This is a genomic window from Micromonospora sp. NPDC023966 (assembly GCF_040639095.1).
Classification (GTDB): Bacteria; Actinomycetota; Actinomycetes; order Mycobacteriales; family Micromonosporaceae; genus Micromonospora.
The window spans coordinates 125,602-144,160 of sequence record NZ_JBEZZJ010000007.1 but is presented as its reverse complement, the minus strand read 5'-3'; the positions used below and the strand labels follow the sequence as shown (position 1 = coordinate 144,160).

General features: G+C 72.0%; 15 protein-coding genes. 4 read left to right on the top strand and 11 right to left on the bottom strand.

Annotated features, from left to right (window positions below):
* Positions 1–78 precede the first annotated feature (78 nt).
* The gene (locus AB0F68_RS13270) at positions 79–549 is read right to left on the bottom strand and encodes a transposase (protein ID WP_357336320.1); all 471 of its coding nucleotides are present in this window, start codon (positions 547–549) and stop codon (positions 79–81) included.
* Between the two features lie 177 nt (positions 550–726).
* Between AB0F68_RS13270 and AB0F68_RS13265 the strand changes: the two genes are divergently transcribed.
* Together AB0F68_RS13265 and AB0F68_RS13260 are read left to right on the top strand one after the other, a co-directional pair.
* Complete coding sequence (locus AB0F68_RS13265; protein ID WP_007074326.1) at positions 727–930, top strand: cold-shock protein; 204 nt, start codon at positions 727–729, stop codon at positions 928–930.
* A gap of 242 nt (positions 931–1,172) precedes the next feature.
* On the top strand, positions 1,173–1,454 hold the full coding sequence (locus AB0F68_RS13260) for a hypothetical protein (RefSeq protein ID WP_357336316.1): 282 nt from the start codon (positions 1,173–1,175) through the stop codon (positions 1,452–1,454).
* A 317-nt stretch (positions 1,455–1,771) separates the two neighbouring features.
* On the opposite strand, the gene AB0F68_RS13255 is transcribed toward AB0F68_RS13260, so the two are convergent.
* The 9 genes from AB0F68_RS13255 to AB0F68_RS13215 form a co-directional block, all read right to left on the bottom strand.
* A complete protein-coding gene (locus AB0F68_RS13255; RefSeq protein ID WP_357336313.1) occupies positions 1,772–2,989 on the bottom strand; it encodes a TIGR02679 domain-containing protein in 1,218 nt (405 codons plus the stop codon).
* A gap of 47 nt (positions 2,990–3,036) precedes the next feature.
* The gene (locus AB0F68_RS13250; RefSeq protein WP_357336309.1) at positions 3,037–7,170 is read right to left on the bottom strand and encodes a TIGR02680 family protein; all 4,134 of its coding nucleotides are present in this window, start codon (positions 7,168–7,170) and stop codon (positions 3,037–3,039) included.
* Positions 7,171–7,186: 16 nt separating this feature from the next.
* Positions 7,187–8,578, bottom strand: coding sequence for a TIGR02678 family protein (locus AB0F68_RS13245; RefSeq protein ID WP_357336306.1), 1,392 nt, complete (start codon positions 8,576–8,578; stop codon positions 7,187–7,189).
* Positions 8,575–10,143: a TIGR02677 family protein gene (locus tag AB0F68_RS13240; RefSeq protein ID WP_357336301.1), complete on the bottom strand. Its 1,569-nt coding sequence runs from the start codon at positions 10,141–10,143 to the stop codon at positions 8,575–8,577. Before AB0F68_RS13240 ends, AB0F68_RS13245 begins: the two co-directional genes overlap by 4 nt.
* A gap of 274 nt (positions 10,144–10,417) precedes the next feature.
* Positions 10,418–10,975, bottom strand: a complete 558-nt coding sequence (locus AB0F68_RS13235) for a hypothetical protein (RefSeq protein WP_357336298.1) — start codon at positions 10,973–10,975, stop codon at positions 10,418–10,420.
* Between the two features lie 776 nt (positions 10,976–11,751).
* Entirely contained in the window at positions 11,752–12,615 is an 864-nt protein-coding gene (locus AB0F68_RS13230) for a hypothetical protein (protein WP_357336295.1), read from the bottom strand.
* Positions 12,612–13,190, bottom strand: coding sequence for an RNA polymerase sigma factor ShbA (gene shbA / locus AB0F68_RS13225; RefSeq protein WP_357336285.1), 579 nt, complete (start codon positions 13,188–13,190; stop codon positions 12,612–12,614). Before shbA ends, AB0F68_RS13230 begins: the two co-directional genes overlap by 4 nt.
* 457 nt (positions 13,191–13,647) lie before the next feature.
* On the bottom strand, positions 13,648–14,859 hold the full coding sequence (locus AB0F68_RS13220; RefSeq protein ID WP_357336282.1) for a M23 family metallopeptidase: 1,212 nt from the start codon (positions 14,857–14,859) through the stop codon (positions 13,648–13,650).
* A 64-nt stretch (positions 14,860–14,923) separates the two neighbouring features.
* Complete coding sequence (locus tag AB0F68_RS13215) at positions 14,924–15,583, bottom strand: hypothetical protein (protein ID WP_357336279.1); 660 nt, start codon at positions 15,581–15,583, stop codon at positions 14,924–14,926.
* A gap of 185 nt (positions 15,584–15,768) precedes the next feature.
* Between AB0F68_RS13215 and AB0F68_RS13210 the strand changes: the two genes are divergently transcribed.
* A complete protein-coding gene (locus AB0F68_RS13210) occupies positions 15,769–15,984 on the top strand; it encodes a hypothetical protein (RefSeq protein ID WP_357336277.1) in 216 nt (71 codons plus the stop codon).
* 96 nt (positions 15,985–16,080) lie between these two features.
* Positions 16,081–16,584 (top strand): hypothetical protein, encoded by a 504-nt coding sequence (locus AB0F68_RS13205; RefSeq protein WP_357336275.1) that lies wholly within the window; start codon positions 16,081–16,083, stop codon positions 16,582–16,584.
* Positions 16,585–16,845: 261 nt separating this feature from the next.
* On the opposite strand, the gene AB0F68_RS13200 is transcribed toward AB0F68_RS13205, so the two are convergent.
* A complete protein-coding gene (locus AB0F68_RS13200; protein WP_357336485.1) occupies positions 16,846–18,531 on the bottom strand; it encodes an ABC transporter ATP-binding protein in 1,686 nt (561 codons plus the stop codon).
* Positions 18,532–18,559 lie beyond the last annotated feature (28 nt).

Genomic DNA, 18,559 nt, shown 5'->3' with positions numbered 1-18,559 from the left:
TCCTTCGTCGTGAGACGTGAGCACCCCGAGCATCCCGCCCGGGACCCACGAGGAGCGAGGCCCCGCTCCTTCATGCCATCAAGTGATGATCAAGAGGGGTGTTCTAGGCTGGGGTGTGGCGGGCCCGGGAAGTGACTTTTCCGAAGTGTCGATCTCGGGGTTCAGGTCGGCCGCGCTGGATTGCAGAGTCGCCCCCACGTGTCCTCCCGGACCCGTCCCGAGCTGCTTGGTGTCGGCGACCATCTGCCGGTAGACGATGTCGGACAGACGCCGCCTGAGTGCCCGTAGGGCCTCCATTGGGGTCTTGCCCGCAGCCAGTCTGCGCCGGTAGTAGCGGCGGCCTTCGGTGTCCCAGCGCAGCTGGACGATGGCCATGATGTGCAGGGCCCGGTTGATGCGCCGGTTCCCGGCACGAGACAGACGATGGCGTTGCTGGTCGCCGGACGAGGCGGTGGGCGACCAGATTGGTGCGCATGCCCAGGTCACGCGGCGTGGCAAGCAGACGAGCGGCCAGGTCCACTTACCGCCATGGGATCGACGACGGATCATGTGCTACGGTAGCCGAGTTGCAGTTTTGATTTCCGTAGACGTTTTCCGGCGCCTGATGGGGCATCTGAAACCCATCCAGGCGCCTTTCGTTTTTCGTGTCGTTTCGACGCGGGTGATCAACGCGGCGGCGTAAGGGTCCGCACAGTGCGGTCTCTGACAGCCTGCGAAGGAGCAGACATGACTACAGGTACCGTGAAGTGGTTCAACGCCGACAAGGGCTTCGGCTTCATCAGCCCGGACGGCGGCGGCGCCGACGTCTTCGCCCACTTCTCCGCGATCTCGGCGAGCGGCTTCCGCAGCCTCGACGAGAATCAGAAGGTGGAGTTCGACATCACCCAGGGCCAGAAGGGCCCGCAGGCGGAGAACATCCGCCCGCTTTGATCCACATTCTGTGAGCGGCGGCCCGACTGGTTCAGCGGGCCGCCGTTCGGCGTTCCACGCGCGTACCACGGCATCGCGAAAATCGTCTGATCGGCAGAAGGCCGGCCACCCCGGTGTGGAGCCAACTCGGCATTGCCCCCGTGTTCTAGCACCATGGTCGGACTCGGCGCCTTACCTCCTGATGACTGTCAGACAGCCGGGACCCGGGGTGCACGGCGTTACATCCTGAAGGGTTGATGACTATGACGACGACCTACTCGGGTCCTGCGAGGCTGATCCTGGTCGACGGCACCTGCATCTCCGGCATGGCTTCCCTCAGTACCAACCAGCGCGGAGGACTCAACGGCTGGGGCGGCACGTTCCGTCCGGACGAGATCACGACAGACCTTCGCAACGCAGTCCAAGGGCTGCAATTGGAGCTGCCCTACGATCGGGTGGGGACAGTCGCCGTCACCGGTATACGCAAGCTACTCGCCACGCAGGTGTTGGTGTCGTTGGCAGGCCGCGGACCCGCACCATTCTGATCGTGCGCCGCACGGCCGCCGCTACATCGCCGCCGCGACGCGGTCACTCTGCTCTGAGACGTCCGACTCGTGTCGCAGGTCGGGGCCGAGCGCGAAGGCGGCGTCGTGCTCCGTTGATCAGCACGACGCGGGTGTCGGCCAGCGCGGCATCGACCTGCGCGGTGGCGCGGCGGGGGATCAGGCGCGGTGCGGGCATCCATCATGACAACCAGCGCGTTTTCGATCTGCGGCAGCTCCATGTTCGTTTTGCGGATCCTTGGTGTTCGATCTGCGGCTGTCGAGCGAACCGACGGAACGCTGTCGCCACCGCCGGACCGTCACCTGGCTCCGGCAGCACGCAGGTCGGTGAGAAGCTGGTCGAGCAGGCGTTCCTCCATCACCGCTCGGCCGGCCCGCCGCATCGACTCGCCCAGCGACTCGTCCCACGGGGTCCGGGTGGGCGTTCCGATCAGGGCCGTGCCGGTGCCCGCCGCCGGCAGGTAGTCGGCGGCTGTCATCCGCCACGGAACCGCATTCGGATACCGCTGGAGAGCCGCTGCCATCAGTCGTACGCCGGTCCAGTCGAAGTCGTTTCGCCACCGGATCACCGCCCTGGACGCGGCGCGTAGCAGCGTGTGGACGGCGACCGACGGCACCCCTTCGGTGCAGATCAGCGGCGGAGCCTGGGCCCCGAGCGCGGCGGTGGCCGCGCGTAGCACGGCGGGGTTCTCGCAGACGTGGACCTCGTCGCCGGTCATGGTCAGCGGTGCAAGGCGTAGCTGGTGCAGGGTGACCCGCATCGGCACGCCCGCCTGGGCTGCCTCGGTCAGCCACCGCCCGACCAGGCCGCCGGTGGCCGGCACGTTGAGCACCAGCACCTGGCTGGCGAGGTCGTCCGGGACCAGCCCGACCGATTCCCACAACGCCCGATCCTGCTCGCCGTCGGCCGGTAGCGCCGTCTGTTGCCACGCGGCGACGGCACGGAGGACGAGCCCACGCAGCGGCCCTTCGGTGAGGGCCTTCGTGTCGTCCAGCACCCGGTCGGCGAAGACCGGCATCGGTTCCTCGGCCGCGGGCAGCGCGTCCAGGACGCGGACGACGTCCTGGAACGGCAGCCCGGTTCGCACAACGCGGGTCAGGGTGCCGTCCCGGCGCAAGCTGTCGAGCCATTCGGCGTACCAGGCGGTGCCGGCGTGCCGGCCGTCGTTGGCCAGGGCGAGGACGGCGTCGCGGGCCACCGCCTCGCGTTTCAGGTCGGCCGGCCGGTTGCGCAGCGGCGCCGTCACGGTGAGCAGGTCGGCCAGGCCCACTCCGTGCGCCGCCCGCAGGTGCTCGTCGACCTCGGTGAGTCGGACGCTGAGTCGCGCCGCCGCGGCGGAGCGGTGGGTGCCGGTGATGCCGATGATCACGATACGTTCGTCGTCGGTGGGGGCGGCCAACGTCACGATGGCGTCGAGGCGGCCGCCGGTGCGTTCCAGGCTGCGCCGGGCGGCCGCCAGCAACCGCCGCCAGCCAGGTTGCTCGACCAGTTCCGCCGAAGCGTCGTGTCCAGCCAACCGTCCCCGACCGACCAGGCCTGGCGGCGGATCGTCACGCCCGCTGGTCATTCGTCGGCGACGTCGAGCAGGGCGCCGGCCCGGTCGGGTTCTCTGCGACCGTCCGGGGCGCGGCGGGTCTCCGGGGAGCCGAGCGCGCGAGCCAGCGTTCCGTCGAAGTCGGCGATGTTGGTCGAGCCGTCCCAGACCAGCAGCACAGTGGATACGGCGTGTTCCACGGCGGAGTGGGACAGGTCGTAGTGGGCGGCGCCGCTGACCGCCGGGTGGGTGGCCCAGAGGTCGTAACCGGTCATGAACAGGTCCAGGTCGAACTGTTTCGCCAGGGCCATCAGTTCCCCTCGGCCGGTGTCGTCCACGCCGGCGAACGCCTCGTCGAGGCCGAGCAGCCGGGGTGCGTCCGGCCGTGCCGAGCCGAACAGCGCGTTGGCGGCGGCGAAGAGCGGCAGGTGCAGGGAGACCGACTGCTCGCCGCCGGAGAGCTGGCTGTGCCGGGCCCGGGTCAGCGCCTCCGTGCCGCCACCGGGCCGGTGCAGAGTGAACGCGAACGTTCGCCACTGCCGGTAGTCGAGGACGTCACCGAGCAGCTCCCGGTACGGCCGCTCGGGCGCTGCGGCCCGCGCCGTCTTGATCCGGGCGGCGAAATGCCGGCGCATCGTGGTGAGCTGGGCCGGCCCGAGCCGGGCCGGGTCGCGTTCGAGCAGCTTGCAGACGTCGCGTTGCTCGGCGTCGAGGTCGTCGGCGAGCCGCCAGCCGACACCGACGGTGAGCCCGGAGGACATCCGACGGGCCCGCATCTGGCTGTCCATTGCCGCCACCAGGTCGCGGGCCTCGATGGTCCGGTGGTGGATCTGCCGGGCTAGCTGCCCGAGCAGGGCGTCCTCCAACACCCGCTGCTCGGAGTCGGTCAGCAGTTGCTCCTGGTCGCGGCGCTCCCGGGCGATCCGGTCCGCGAAGTGGGCGACCGGGGTCAGGCCCTGCTCGTCGGCGACCCGGACCACGATCACCCCGTCGTCGGTGTCCCACTCGGGCCGGTGGTCCAGGCCGGCTGCGGGCAGTTGTGCCTGCAGCTCGGTCAGCGCCGTGGTGAGCCGGGTGGCGCTCTGCTTGAGTGACGTCTCGGTGGGGCTCAACTCCCGGGTGGCGGCGAGGATCGCCTCGTGCAGCGCCGCCACCTGCGGATCCAGCTCGTCGCCCGGGGTCTGCGCCGGCCAGCGCAGGTCGGTGGGACAGCGCAGCAGGCCCAGCAGGTCCGGCTGGGCGTACGGGCGCAGCCGCTGGGCGTCGTGCCGCGCCTCGGCGACAGCGGCGGTCACGGCCTGCTCGCCCAGCTCCACCCGGGTCAGGGCGGCGGCCCGCCGTTCCCGGGCAGCACCGAGCTGGGTGCGGGCCTGCTCGACGGTCTCCTCCGCCTCGGTGATCGCGTCGGCGGTCCGAGCCACGTCGGTCAGCACCCGTTCCGCGTCGGCGCCCACGCTGTCGCGCAGCGTCCGGTACGCCTCCGCCTTGTCCCGGTGCCGGCAGCGGGCTGTGTGCGCGGTGTCCTGTGCGGCGGTGAGCCGGTCGACGGCCTCGTCGTGCCGCTGCCGTGCCTGGTCCTCCTGCTCGGCGGCGCGCGCGGCGGCTGGACGCGCGCTCTCCAGGCGTACGCCCCGTTTCTCGAAGCGGTCCACCGCCCCGGCGGTGTCGTCGAGCCGGTCCACCGGCAGCGACCGCTCCGCCGTCGTCCGCCGCAGGGCGGCCGCCGCGGCGGCCCGCTCGGCCAGGGTCTGGTCGAGCCGCGCGGCGGCGGCGGCGCTGGCCTCCTGCCGGGCACGCAGCGTCGCGGCCGCCCGATCCAGCTCCCGCAGCGCGGTGTGGACCGGTGCGGGTGCCGGCAACTGCGCGGCGGCCGCGTCCACGGCCGTCAGCAGCTCCTCGACAGAGGTGCGGTCGCGGTCCACCGCGCCGAGGTCGGCGTCGACGGTCGCCAGCTGCCGATCGCACTCGGCGACCCGGGCGGTGCGGCGGGATGCCCGGGCGGTCGCGCCCATGTACTCGCAGGAGGTCTTGGCGAACCGGCCGAGGGTGACGCCCTGGGCGTATCGGCCGTCGACCCCGACCGTCACCGGCGCGGCGCCCACCTCCGTGGATGTCGGGTCGGCCAGTGCCACCGAGGCGAGGACCTCGGTGATCCGACCGGTGGGGACGTCGTCCTGTTCCTCGGGGATCAGCACGTCGGCGAGGGTGGTTCCGGTCGGTCGGCGGTGCGGCGGGAGCGGCACCAGGTAGCCGTCCAGGTCGTCGCCGTCCAGTGCGGCCGCCGCGGTGTCGGGGTCCGGGTGCAGCCAGGCGTCCAGCAGCCCGGCGGCGTGCAGGGCCGCCTCGATGGCCGCCGCGTCGGCCCCGCTCACCCGGTCGGCGAATCGGACCAGTCGCCACAGCGGCGCGCCGGGTCGGCCGGTACGCGTCGCCGGCCGGGTCACCGGGACGGGCGGGGCGTCGTCGTGCTCGGCGGCGATCCGGTCCCGTTCGGCGGCCACCTCGGCGCGCCGGTCGGCCAGCGCCGGGCGGTGCGCCGCCAGCGCCGCGAGCCGATCTCGCCACCTGGTCACCGCTGGGGCGGTGGCCTGCGCGTACACCTCCCGCAAGGTCTGCGCGCCCGGCTCGCCGGTGGTGTCCACGGCGGCGGCCAGCGCAGCGGTCAGCTCCGGAACCGCGACGTCGGCCAGCAGCCCGGCGTTGCCCTGCGCCCACTGTCCGAGCTGGGCCCGCAGCCGCTCGCGGGCCTGCCTGACGGTGTCCTCGGCGTTCCGCTCGGCCTGCTCGGCGTCGGATGCGGCGGCCGTGGCGCCGGCCGCGTCGGCGGCGGCCCGGGAGTGGTCGCGTTCGGCCTGGTCGTGCCCTGCCACCTGTTCGCGGACGGCACGCACGTCGTCGCGGCGCGCGGCGGCCCGTGCGATGATCCGGGCCGCCAGGTCGTCCGGGGCGGCGTCGTCGGCGCTCAAGGTGATCCCGGCCGTCTCGGCGTCGAGCAGGAGTTCGGCCGCGAGCCGGTCGGCCACCGCCCGGGCGTCCCGGGTCGCCACCATCGCCCGTTCCCATTCGGTACGCCGCCGGGCCGCCGCCGTCTCCTCGGCGGCGACGGCCTCGCCGGCCCGTTCGGCGGCCTCGGCCAGGTCGTGCACGTGCCGTTCCAGGTCGGCGAGCTGCTCGTGGGACTGGTATGCCGCCGAGGCCTTCAGGCTGTCCAGGTGGGCGCGGAGCCGTCCGGGCTCGCCCTCGACGGCCCGCAGCCGCGTCCCGGCCGCGGACTCCGCCTCGGCCGCCTCGTCGGCCGCGCGGCGCGCCTCGGCCAGTGCGGCCGACCGGGTGGCGACCGCGTCGCGTCGGGTGGTCAGGGCGTCGGCGGCCGCCCGGGCGTGGGTGCGCAGGTAGGTCGAGTAGACCGCCAGGAATCCGGCCGTGGCACCGTCCGCCGCCACCAGCCCTTCGAGGGTACGGGCGACCGCCTCCATGTCGTCGAACGAACGGGCGGCCTCCACCAGCAGGTGGTCCTCGACCGGACGCAGCCCCCGTTGCAGGGTGCGGGACAACTCGACCGGGTTGAGGTCCTTGGCCAGCTGCGGCTTGCGCAGGGTCAGCACCAGATCCAGCAGCTGCTCGTAGCGGGCCGAACCGAGGCCGAACAGCCGGGCATCGACGAGGTGCCGGTAGTCCTCCGCCGAGTCCCGCACCGCGTCGGCGCCCAACCGGTCGATCAGGTCGCGGCGGTTCAGCGGCCGGTCGTCGGCGTCCAGCAGGGAGAAGTCCACCCCCACCCGGCCGTCGACCACGAAGTGCCAGCGGGTCACCCGGTCAACGTGCCGGTGCGCCCGCAACCCGATGCCGACCGTCACGTACTGCTCGCCGTCGCCGAACTCCATCCACACGTACGCGTGGGTGACCTCCTGCCCCCGGTAGAGCAGGTTCGACTTCATCGTCCGGTCCTCGCTGGCGAACGGGTTCAGCCGGCGCGGTTCGATCCGACCGTCGAGGACGAACGGGAACAGCACCTCCAGCGCCTTGGTCTTGCCGGAGCCGTTCAGCCCGCGCAACACCAGCCACCCGTCGACGAAGCAGAACTCCTCGTCGCGGTAATCCCACAGGTTGATGATCCCGGCCCGGGTCGGGGCGAACCGGCGGACGGCACGATGCTCGATCACGATCACTTTCCTGAGGTCAGAAGAGGGTTTCGGTCGTGGCGCGGGGCTTGACTGCGGCGACGGTGTGGCGGTAACGGCCGACCAGCGGTCGGACGAGCACCCCGCCCGGCACGGCGGTGACCGCGCCGAACCGTTCCAGCAGCGCCACCGCCTCGGCGCGCAGCCGGTCCGGGTCGGCGTGCCACTGGGCCCCGAACGCCGACCCGTACCGCTGCAGGATCTCGCCGACGGCGGTACGCAGGAAACCGTCGGTGACGAACGGCAACCGGCCGGCGCCGTCGGTCTCGTCAATGCCGCCCTCGTCGCCGGCGGTCCACGCCTCGCTCAGGCCGATGTCGTCGAGGCGCACCAGGGTGGCTGTGGGCAGGCCGGCGTCAATCTGACCCACCAGCGCCTCCTGCCGACCGTTCACGTCCGGCGGGGCGAGCCGCTTGACCCGACGGCCGTCGGGGTCCGTCACGCGGTCGGCCATCTCCACCGCGAGCAGCACCGCGGCCTGCGCCACCGACCCGGTGCCCGGAAACCGCTCCCCGGTGAACCCGGCGGTGTCCACCACCAGCACCCCCTCGGCCCGCCGCTCCACCCGCAGACCGGTCAACCGGGCCAGGTCGGCGGCGAGCGCCGAGCCGCGCAGATGGTTGGCGACCACCGGATCGACGTCGGAGTGGTAAACGACCGGCGACTCCACCACCGCCCGCCGGGCCGCCTGAGCCGCCTGCCGGCGCTCGGCGTTACCGCTGCTGGTCATCGCCCGGTCGAGCAGCGCCGAAACCGAGTCGACGTGCTGCACCACCCGGGTTGGCCGGAACAGCGCGAACACCACGTCCCGCGCGACGTCGTACAGCGCCTCACCGGCCCCGGGGTCGCTGGCCCAGGCGGCGCTGGAGCCGTCGGCCAGCCGGAGCATGCCACGCTCCTCCAACCAGCCGACCGCGTCCACGAACGCACGCCGATCCGGGCCGTGGTCCGGATCTAGCCCCAGGCCGGTGATCCGGTTCGCGTCACCGGCCACCGAGTCGGCCAGCTCGCTGAGGGTGATCTGGATCCCGGCCCGGCCCAGCACCGCCAGGCACAACGCCAGGTATGCGTAGCGCTGCCGGTCGAACGGGCGCCCGGTGCGGGAAACCGCCGGCTGGGTGCCGTCGAGCTGGTCCTTCGCCCGTACCAGCCGGGCCGTGGAACCGTGCAGCTCCAGCCGGTACCCGAACGCCTCGGCGAGATCCCGGCGCAGGGCGGCGGCGAACCGCCGCACCCGGGGCAGCGCCCGCTCGTCGGGCCAGGTCGCCGTGATCAGCGGGTGACGCAGGATCAGCCGGACAGCCCGCTGGTAGTCCGCCAACTCCAACTCCGGGACGTCGACGGCGAAGCGGTGGACCGCCGGCCGCAGCGCACCCGGTTCCGCGGTCACGCCGGCACCAGCTCGGGACGGCGGACCACGGTGTGCTGCGCGGTGGTCACCGTCAGCGCGTACCCGTCCAGATGCAGCCGGCCCTCGGCGGTGCGCACCGTGCTGAACCGTCCCGGCGTCGGGGTGAGGGTCAGTCGGACGCCGTGCGCGGCGGCTGCCAGCGGCACCGTGGCGGCGCCACCGATCCGGGCGGCCAGCGCGATGTCGAGCAGGCGCAGCAGGACCTGGGTCTGCGAGGTGTCCAACCGGCCGTCGGTGCCCCCCTCGGCGGCCAGCGCCGTCGCCGCGTCGGCCAACCGGCGCTCGCGGGCGAGCTGGTCGCCGCGCAGCCGCTGCCGACGGTCGTCGACCCGGTCCAGCCGGGCCGGCCGTCCCCGACCCTGCCCCGGTGCCCGGCCGGTGGCCACCAGGGTGCGGGACAGCTCCACCGCCGGCGCCTCCCACCACGACAGCCGGCTCGCGATCGCCTCCGGATCCGGGTGGGCCACCCCGATGTGGCGAGGAGCGCCGAGGCCGAACACGACGTCGAACAGGGCGTGCGCGGCCTCCTGGGTGCCGGTGTGGGTGAACCACGCGGCCAGGTGCCGCAGCTGCGACTCCCGGCTCACCCCACCACGGCGAGCCTCGGTGACCCGGCGCAACAGGGCGAGGACGTCACCGATCGCGGCGATGGTGGCGTCCGACAGCCGATCCGCCTCACTGAGCTGCTCCGGACCCGGCGGCGCCAGCCAGGACCGCAGCCCCGCCCAGCGCCGCCGCCAGTCCTCCAGCCGCTGCACCGGGGTGTGGAACAGCCGCTCGTCTGCCTCGGCGGCCGCCTCGATCAGCCGGTCCAGCCCGGTCGCCTCCACCGTGTGCACCGCCGCGCGAAGCCGGGGGGTGTACCGCTGCAACTCGTCGTGGAAGTCTCGCAGGTGAGCCAGCAGCGCGTCCTTGTGTGCGAGGAACGCCTCCGGCCGCACGTCGTTGGTCCGTCCCAGGTCGCCGAGCATGTGGTAGAAGCGGGCGGCCCGCTCGGCGATGTCGGCCAGCGCCCGGTCCAGCCGGTCGAACTTGCGGTACACCTCCTCGGCGTCACCGGCCTCGTTGGCCACCGCGAGCGCGTTCAGGTCGGCCAGGAGATCGGCGAAGACCAGCCGGGACAGCGTCGAGTCGTCCATGCTCGCCGACAACACCGCCTCCACCGCCCGGTGGGCCCGATACCCCGCCTCGGTGAACTGGTACACCGAGTGCCGGTTGCGGTACTCCGCCAGCGTCGTGGCCCGGGAACCGTCCTGCCCCCGGTCGAGCACCCCCCAGTCCACCAGGGCGTCGAGCAGCCGCGGCAGGTCCACCTGCGCCAAATCCGGGCAGTCCGCGTTCGCCTCGTGCAGCGCTGCCAGCGCCGCGGCCACGTCAGAGGTGTGCAGCACGACGTGGTAGCTGGACCGCGCCGAGTCGAAGGCCCGCAGCAGCCACAGGTAAGCCAACCGGTTCTCCGCCGTGACGTAACCGAACAGTCGCATCCGGTCGTCCAGCCCGAAGTCGTCCAGGCCGAACGTGGGCCTCGACGGTTGCTCGCTCATCGTGTGCCTCCCGCCGGACAGCAACAGCCACCCACCCTACCCAGCCAGCCACGCATGGCGGCGAGGCGCGGGGCACCAGCGGTCGCCGAGGTCATTCAGAGCCTGCCTCAAGGGCTACTTCCTCTGGAGGCTGACAGGGGAACGCCGGCTGAGCTGAATATCGAAGTGTCCCTGCGTCGGTGGCTTGCCTGCATCACGCGAGGCTTGGCAGGAGACTGCTGGTCCACAGCTTGACCGGCAGAGGTGGTGGCGCGATGGGCTTGAGCGTTGGACGTCACTCGCGGGTCAGCCCCGGCGGCAGCGCGTCTTCGTCGGGTCGGATCCGGCGGGCGTTAGCCACAGGGTCGCCTTGAAGGGTGCGGATCAGCGGTTCCGGGCCGCCGACGCAGGTCCAGGTGTCGTCCCAGAGTGCGGAGACCAGCCATGATCGGTCGGCGGGGAAGAACAGGTCGGGTAGCGACCCGCGGCCGTGGCGCATGTGACCGGTCCGCCAGGTGAGGGCTTGCTCGGGGCCGGCCTCGACCAGCACGTACGGCCAGTTCCAGTAAAGCGACACCCTGGGGGCACGGGGGAAGACGACGTCGTGGGCGCCGGTGTCGAGGTAAGCCAGCCACCACGGCTGGTCGGCGGTGTGCGTGCTGAGGTCATCGACCAAGGCGTGCTCGTAGGCGGCGGCGGTGACGTCGTCGGCCTGGTACGTGGTGGCGTAGGCGTCGAAGATGGCCGGGATGGCGGTGGTGATCGAGATACCGGCAGTGGTGTGACCGGCGATCCAGTCCACATCGTCAGCGGCGCCGATGCGCCAACTCCGCCCGTCCTTGCTGACATGCACACCGCTATTCAAGCCGCTGCAGTGCCGGTTGGCTTGGGAACAGGGCTGGTCGCTGGACGGCCGGTGACCTCCGTCACGAGCGCCTACTAACGGGGAGCCACGCCTGGGAGCCACCGGGGCGACCCGCTCCGGACGAGCCGGGACCGGTCCAGTTGCCGAGAGCGCGGCGACCAGGGCGACGCGGACGTTGCCGAACGACTGCGGAGCGGTCTTGGGAATCTACGGACCAGATGGCGGCAGCGGCACTGCATCAGTCCTCATTTAGTTCTAGGAGGGCGGACCGCGACCACCGACACTGAGAAGTGCCAAGACGGATTTCCGCAGGCCAGGCGGGGTTAGGGCAGATAGACCGAGGCGGGCAGCTTGATCTCGTAACGCGCAGGTCACACCACCCGCGTCCTACGCCGATCGGGCCCTTCTATCAGTTTCGGCACGCAGATCTCCAGCGGTTGCTGACCGCCGTCCGTTCCGCCCCGCCGCGTCAACCCGGGTAGTCCAGTCCGATCTACACCCAGCGGACATCGCCGCGCGGATCGGCAAACCCGAGCGCACCGTCCGCCCTTACTGGTCGCAACCGGCCACGAACGGCACATTCCAAGCCAACGGGCACATCGACAGCCTCCGCCGCTGACACCCGGGCCGCCCCTGCTTGACACCCATGGCTGCATCCGCTGCCAGGTCCCCGCCTGCGACCCGCTCGCGAGAGGAAAACGGGCCACGACCGACAGTCCAACCGGTGGTGTCGGAGGCGCCCATCGGGGATGCCAGGGAGCCGGTCAGCCGAGCAGATCTCCGGTGGGCAGCGGCAGCAGTACCGATGGGGCCGGCGCCGGCGGCAGGGGAAGCTCGGGCACCGGCGACAAGGGTCTGGAGCGGAAGCTGGATGAGGGGGCAGGTGCGGCCGGACGCGGCGCCGAGGTAATCGTTCCCGGCGCCCAGCTGCGGGCTGCGTGGGGACCACTGGCCGTCGAGGCGACCGGCGACGGCGTCGGGATGATCGCGCACCGGGGCAAGGTGGGGCAACCGGCCTGAGCGGTCAGGTTGTCCAGGACGGCGTCGATGTCCGCGCGCAGGCGGGCGGCCTCGGCCGTGTCGGTGATCCGGGTCAGATCCTGCAGGGCCTGATCGATCAATTGCCGTGCCGCCTCGAACCGTCGCGCTGCGACGGCGGCGCGGGCGCGGGCAATGGTCCGCTCGGTATCGCGTACCTCCGCTCGCTCGGGATGCAGGACCTTGGTCAGCGGCCAGAGCGGACTGTTCGGCCCGGCGTTGCGACTGCCGACCCCCAGCGCAGTCACCAGCACGAGGGCTGCGGCCACAGCGACGGCCAGCCGCAGGGCCCGCCGCATGAACGGTCGCGACGGGGCCGAGGCGAGGAGGTGCCCGGAGGTGGTATCGGCCCGAACCCGGTCGACCGGATGGTGGACGTCCGTCCGGCCGTAGAGGCCATGGGTGCCCGTCACGTCGGCGTGTTCCTCGTCGGCGGTGAGGTCGGCGCGCCAGGTGGCCAGCATCGCGGTCAGGCCATCGGCGTCGGCCTGCCATTCGCCGCCTCCTCCGAGCACGTCGAGGAGCAGGTCGTCGTGGGCGACGGTGGTGAGGTCCGGCTCCTCGCCACCGTCGGGCCAGTGCTCACTCATGCCGCCACCTCGTCGTGTCCGTCGCCGGCAAGGGCACGGAGTCGGGCGAGGGCTCGGGACTGGGCCACCCGTACGGCCGGTGCCGACATGCCGAGGATCGCGCCGACCTCCTCAGCGGTGAGACCGACCGCCACCCGCAGCGTGATGATCTCCCGTTGCACGTCGGGGAGGCGGTGCAGCAGCACAAAGAGCCGACGGGCCAGATCCGTCGCGACAGCCTGTTCCTCCGGCCCCGGCGCGGCGTCCGGTCGCTCCAGTGAGGTGTCGGTGATAGCGACGGCGGAGCCCCGCACTGCCGCCCGTTGGGCGTCGGCAACCTTGTGCGCGGCGACAGCGAAGACGAACGCCGAGAACGGCCTTCCCTGCTCCCGATAGCGGGGAAGGGCCTTCAGCACCGCCAGGCACACCTCCTGCGCGACGTCGTCGGCCGTGGTGTGCACCCCGCCGATGCGGCCCAGCCGGGCCCGGCAGTAGCGGACGAGCCGTGGCCGCAGGTCGGCGAGCAGGGCCGCCGCCGCAGCCCGGTCGCCCGCGGCGGCCCGGCGGACGAGCTCTGGCTCGATCGCTGTGGTCATGGGATGCGCGACACCTTTGTTACCGGCAGGTTAACCGCACGCTATCGAGACGTATGCCTCTTTGCCTAGCCCACATTGCGTCGCGGAACGGGAGACCCAAAAAAGGTTGTTGCGTGAGGGCGTGTCGCCGCGAGGTCAGGCAGCAATCAGGTGAGAGAGGGGTCGGCGGTCGTCGAAATCGCCGTGCAGGGGCTGACTAAGTCCTTCGGTGGCCAACCGATTTGGTCGGACGACAACCTTGCCCTGCCGGCTGGTGAGGTCTCCGTGCTGATGGGTCCTCCGGCACCGGCAAGTCGGTGTTTCCGAAGACGCGGTGGCCTTCGCGCTCGTCGGAACGGCCGAGCGCGTCAGGACTGCACACTGGCTCGGCAGGCGCCGCGCCAGATCCTCAAGGGTTCCTTCGGTGGCCCTGGCCCCCGGCCGACGACCTCGCGTCCCGTCCAGGGGATGGTGCGGCTCAGATCCAAGGTAGAGGGTCGACTGGGCGGCCGCCGAGACGTACCTCGAAGTGCAGGTGGGGACCTGTGGAGGCGCCGGTCGATCCGACCAGTCCGATGACCTGGCCGGCGCGGATGCGCTGACCGGGCGACACCATCAGTTTGGACTGATGGCCGTAGCACGTGGACAGGCGCTGCCCGTCAGCCCTGCCGTGATCGATGCAGGTGTAGTTGCCATAGCCGCCGTACCAGCCGGCGCGCGACACACGGCCGTCCGCGGCCGCGAGGATCGGGGTACCAATCGGGGCGGCGAGATCCACGCCCGGGTGTAACTGCCACACGTGGTAGTACGGGTCGAGCCGGGTGCCGTACTTGCTGGTGAGCCGGCCCGATAGTGGACGCCCGAGCCGGCCCTCACCGACCGTGGCGACGGTGCGGGCCGGTGCCGCCACGGCGGGCACCGCGCGGACGCGACGGTTGATCTCTTGCCGAAGCCGCGCCTCCTCCGTCCGGCGGCGGATGAGTTCGGCCTGGCCGGAGGTGATCGCGCCGGACAGGGCGACAGCGCGACCGGTGGGGGTGTCCACCACATCCGGAGAGTCCGCCACGGCGAAGGGCGAGGCATCCGCATCCCCGCCGGCGGTCAGGGACGTCAGCAGTTGCAGCACTGGGTCCGGCTCGCGCTGCACTCTGGTGAGGTCACCGCGGGTCCGGGCGAGAATGTTTTCCAGGTACTGGATCCGGTGCTGGACGTCGCTGAGCGCGGCGACCTGGCGGGCCTGTGGGGTGACGGCGGCGTCCACCGGCGGCTGCGGATACAAGTCGGCGCCGGGGTCGCCAGCGATGAGCGCAGGGGCCGATCCGGGGCTTACGATCGGCCCGTCGTTGCTGGGCGGAGCCGAGACGCCCACCCGCGGTAGCTTGCCGGCCGTCGGCGGAATAGTCGCGGGTGGCGCAGGCGGTCGGGTCGACGCAGTGGCCGACGGGACGGGCGGCGGCTTCACCGTCGGCGGCTTGATGGGCGGCAGCGTCGCCTTCGGCGGTTTAACCGGTGGCAGCGACACGGTCAGCGACGGGCTCGGCAGGGGCGGCAGGGTCGGCAGGGGTCCCTGCGCTGATGAGCTTTGTGCCCCGGCGGTCGCCGCCCCGGCGTCCAGGCAGAAGGATGTCACCATCAGCGTCGCCCCGGCGACGGTCGCCAGCGTGGCCTGCCTCCACCACCGTTCGCCCATGACGTACTCCCGCCGTCGGCCCCGTTCCCGTCCCTCTGCTACATCGGATCCCGGTGCCTGGTCGTTACAGCCCGCCGGGGGGCGGCAGGCCGTGACGCCGCCGCAGCCGTCGACGCGTCAGCAGAATGCCCGCCGCGACCGCGCCGACCATCACCGCCGCAACGGCCGACACCCGCAGCGACCCTTCGGGCGGCCGGACCTCACTCGCCACGGCCGGCGACTCCAACGCTGGATCTGTGGCCGCGGCGGTGGCCGTGGCCGTCGAGCCCGGAAGCAGATAGGCGTTGCTGGCGATTTGGGGATCCGTCGCGGTGGACTCCACCGAAGTGACACTGACCCGGTTGCGGACCAGCGTGCCCGGCGGCACACCCGGGCGGATCCGCCCGGTGATCGTGATCCGCGGCACCGCCGCGGCGGCACCCAGAAGCAGGTCACCAAGGTCGCAGACAACGGTACGAGGGGATGCTGCACACCGACCCGGCTCGGCTTGGGCGATGACACCGTCGAGATCAGCCGTGGTGGTGAACGTAACCCGCGTCGCCGTGAGGGTGCCCCTACCGGAGATCGTGACGGTGTGGGTCACCCCCTGCTCGGGCAGCGCGCCGAACGGTGTCGACGTCAGCACCGGCGTGGCGTCCACCGCAGGGGCCGGTGGCGGCACCGGAGCAGCCGCGGCCACGGCGCCCATCATGCCAGCCACCGACGCCGCGACAGACTCCCACATTCCCACACTGTAAGCCGACCGGCCCACGATCGCCCCCGGCCAGGTGCACCCGCCGGCAGGAAACCGAGCAGGCGGTGCACGACCACCGGCAGGGGGCCGGCAGTGCTTCAACGACACGACAGCCACGCTGGAAGCGTTGCAGATCTTCGGTCAGATGACGATCTCGCACCGCGGTCAATGCGCCCGTGGGCGCACGCCTTGCTCGTCGGGCCGCCTGCGGGCTGACGATCATCGAGCACACCGAAGACCGCTACCGCCTCAACCGAGACCACCTGGACGTGGACCTGTGGCGCTTCCACACCGCGGTTCGGCAGGCCGTCACCGCCGTCACCGACACCACGAGCGCCTGGCAGACGGTGATCGACGCATATGCCGGTGACCTCGTCGCCAGCCGCACGTAACCGAGCGGAATCGGCCCGAACCAACGCCCGGGGGAAGTGCGGTCCACCCGGAGCGCATGTGATCGCGCACCCCACACCGCCTGTTAGCGTCGATCGGTGCCCGTCACCGTACCGGCGTCCCCTCAACCCACCCATCGTGCCCGCCGCGTCGGCCTGGGACTGGTCTGGCTGGCAACCGCCCTGGCCGGGACAGCGGTGGTGGTGACCGGAGTGCTGGTCGCCCGGATGGACGAGATCTTCGCCTCGGCGGTGTCGCAGGTCCGCGCGTTCCCCTTCACCGGCGAGGCCGGTGACCAGTCCGTGCTGCCGTTCCTGCTCGGGTGCGCCCTGACCGTCCTCTCCCTCATCACTGCGGCGCTGGGCTACCTACTCAGGGGGCGGGCCTACCACAACGAGCACATCGCAATGGTGCTTCCCGCTGCCGCGCTGATCATCGTGATAGTCCTCTGCACGCCGCTCGTCGGGCCGATGGGTCTCGCGCACCGGCAGTACACCCACGACCTCTACGGGTGGTGGTACTTCCCCTTTCTCCTCGGCGCCGTGACTTGTCACCTGGGCTGTCTTCTCGCTGCGGCGGTGGTCCTGTTTCGCACGCGGTAAGCGGCGGCGGTCCAGGCAGATCAGCGCGGCGTGCGGCGTTTGTCTTCGGCGCGCTTGCGGTCCCGGTAGGCGCGGCTGACCGGGTCGGTCAGGGTCCCGGCTGGAGACGATCAAAACCGAGCGGGGGTGTAGCCACCGGCCGATGAGTTCGCGGGCTCGGACGTGTCTACCTATAGGAATGGATATGAAGAGGGAGCTTGCAGGAGATCGGGCGAGCAGGGCGCGACGGCGAGCCGGCCCGGGCGTTGCTGCACGGACCTTTCAGCTGTGCCAGGAGCGCCAGAGGGAGGCGTAGGCCCCGTCGGCGCGGACGAGTTCGTCGTGGCTGCCGAGTTCGGTGATCCGGCCGTGCTCCATCACGGCGACCCGGTCGGCGTCGTGGGCGGTGTTGAGCCGGTGCGCGATCGCGATGACGGTCCGGCCGGTGAGCACGGCCGCCAGCGCGCGCTCGGTGCGCCGGGCGGTGGTCGGATCGAGCGCCGCTGTCGCCTCGTCGAGGATCAGCGTGTGCGGGTCGGCGAGCACCAGCCGGGCCAGCGCGAGCTGCTGCGCCTCGGCCGCCCCGAGTTGCCTGGCCCCGTCGCCGAGTTCCGTGTCGAGGCCGTCGGGCAGCTCGGCGTACCAGTCGGCGCCGACCGCGACCAGCGCGGCTCGCATCTGTTCGTCGGACGCGTCCGGCGCGGCGAAGGCGAGGTTGTCGCGCACAGAGCCGATGAAGACGTGGTGTTCCTGGGTGACCAGGGCGATCCGGCGGCGACGCTCGGCGGGATCCAGGTCGGTGACCGGGCAGCCGCCGATGCTGACCACGCCGTGTCGCGGTGCGTCGATCCCGGCCAGCAGCCGGGCCAGGGTGGACTTCCCGGCGCCCGACGGGCCGACGACGGCCAGCCGCTCGCCAGGCCGTACCTCCAGGTCAATGCCGTGCAGGACCTCGTGGCCGTCGGTGTACGAGAATCGGGCGCCGCGCACGACGAGCCGCTCCCCGGGTGGCGCGGAGGCCTTGCCGGGCGGCTCCGGTGGCACCTGGCCGACGCCGAGCACGCGGGCGAATGACGCGAAGCCGCGCTGCGCCTGTTCGGTCCACTGCAGGATTCGGTCCAACGGCTCGATCGCCTGCTGAAGATAGAGCGCGGCGGCGACCACTTCACCGAGAGAGACCATCCCCTTGGACAGGAAGAATCCGCCGACCAGCAGCACTGCGGCGATCGGCAACGGATAGCTGGCCTCCACCACCGTGTAGAACACTGTCCGCAGCGCGAGCGTCGCCCGTCGGGTGGCCCACACCCGGGCGATGCGCTCGGCGCCATGGACGATCCGGTCGTCGGTGAGGCGCAGCGCCTCCACGGTGCGCGCGCCCTCGGCGGTGGTCGTCAGCGTCTCGGTCAGCTCCGCGGTGGCGGCGCCCTCGGCGAGGTAGGCGGAGCTGGCCCGCCGCAGGTACCAGCGGCTCGCCGCCCAGATCGGCGGCAGCCCGGCCAGCGCGACCAGGCCGAGCATCGGGTGCAGCAGGAAGATCGCCCCGAACAGCAGCGTCAGCTGCGCCGACGCGATGACGATGGTGGGCACGACGTCGCGGACGGTCGTCCCGACGGTTGACACGTCGACGGAACTGCGGGTGGCGAGGTCCCCGGAGCCGGCCCGCTCCACGACGGAGACGGGCAGGCCGAGCGTCTTGCGGATGAACTCCTCGCGCAGCCGGGCAACCGCCCGCTCCCCGAACCGGTGACCGGCGTACTGGGCGTACCGGGAGAGCAGCGCCTGCACCAGAACGCATCCGCCGATCGCCGCCGCCAAGCGGTCCACGGTGGCGACGCCCGCGCCGGCGGCAACCTGGTCGACGATCCTGCCGAGCAGCCACGGCGCGGCGAGTCCGGCGATCGCGGCGGCACCATGCAACACCAGCACGACCAGCACCGCGCGCCGGTCCCGGCCGACGAGGTCCAGCATCTCCCGACGGACGGCGGCACGGTCCGCT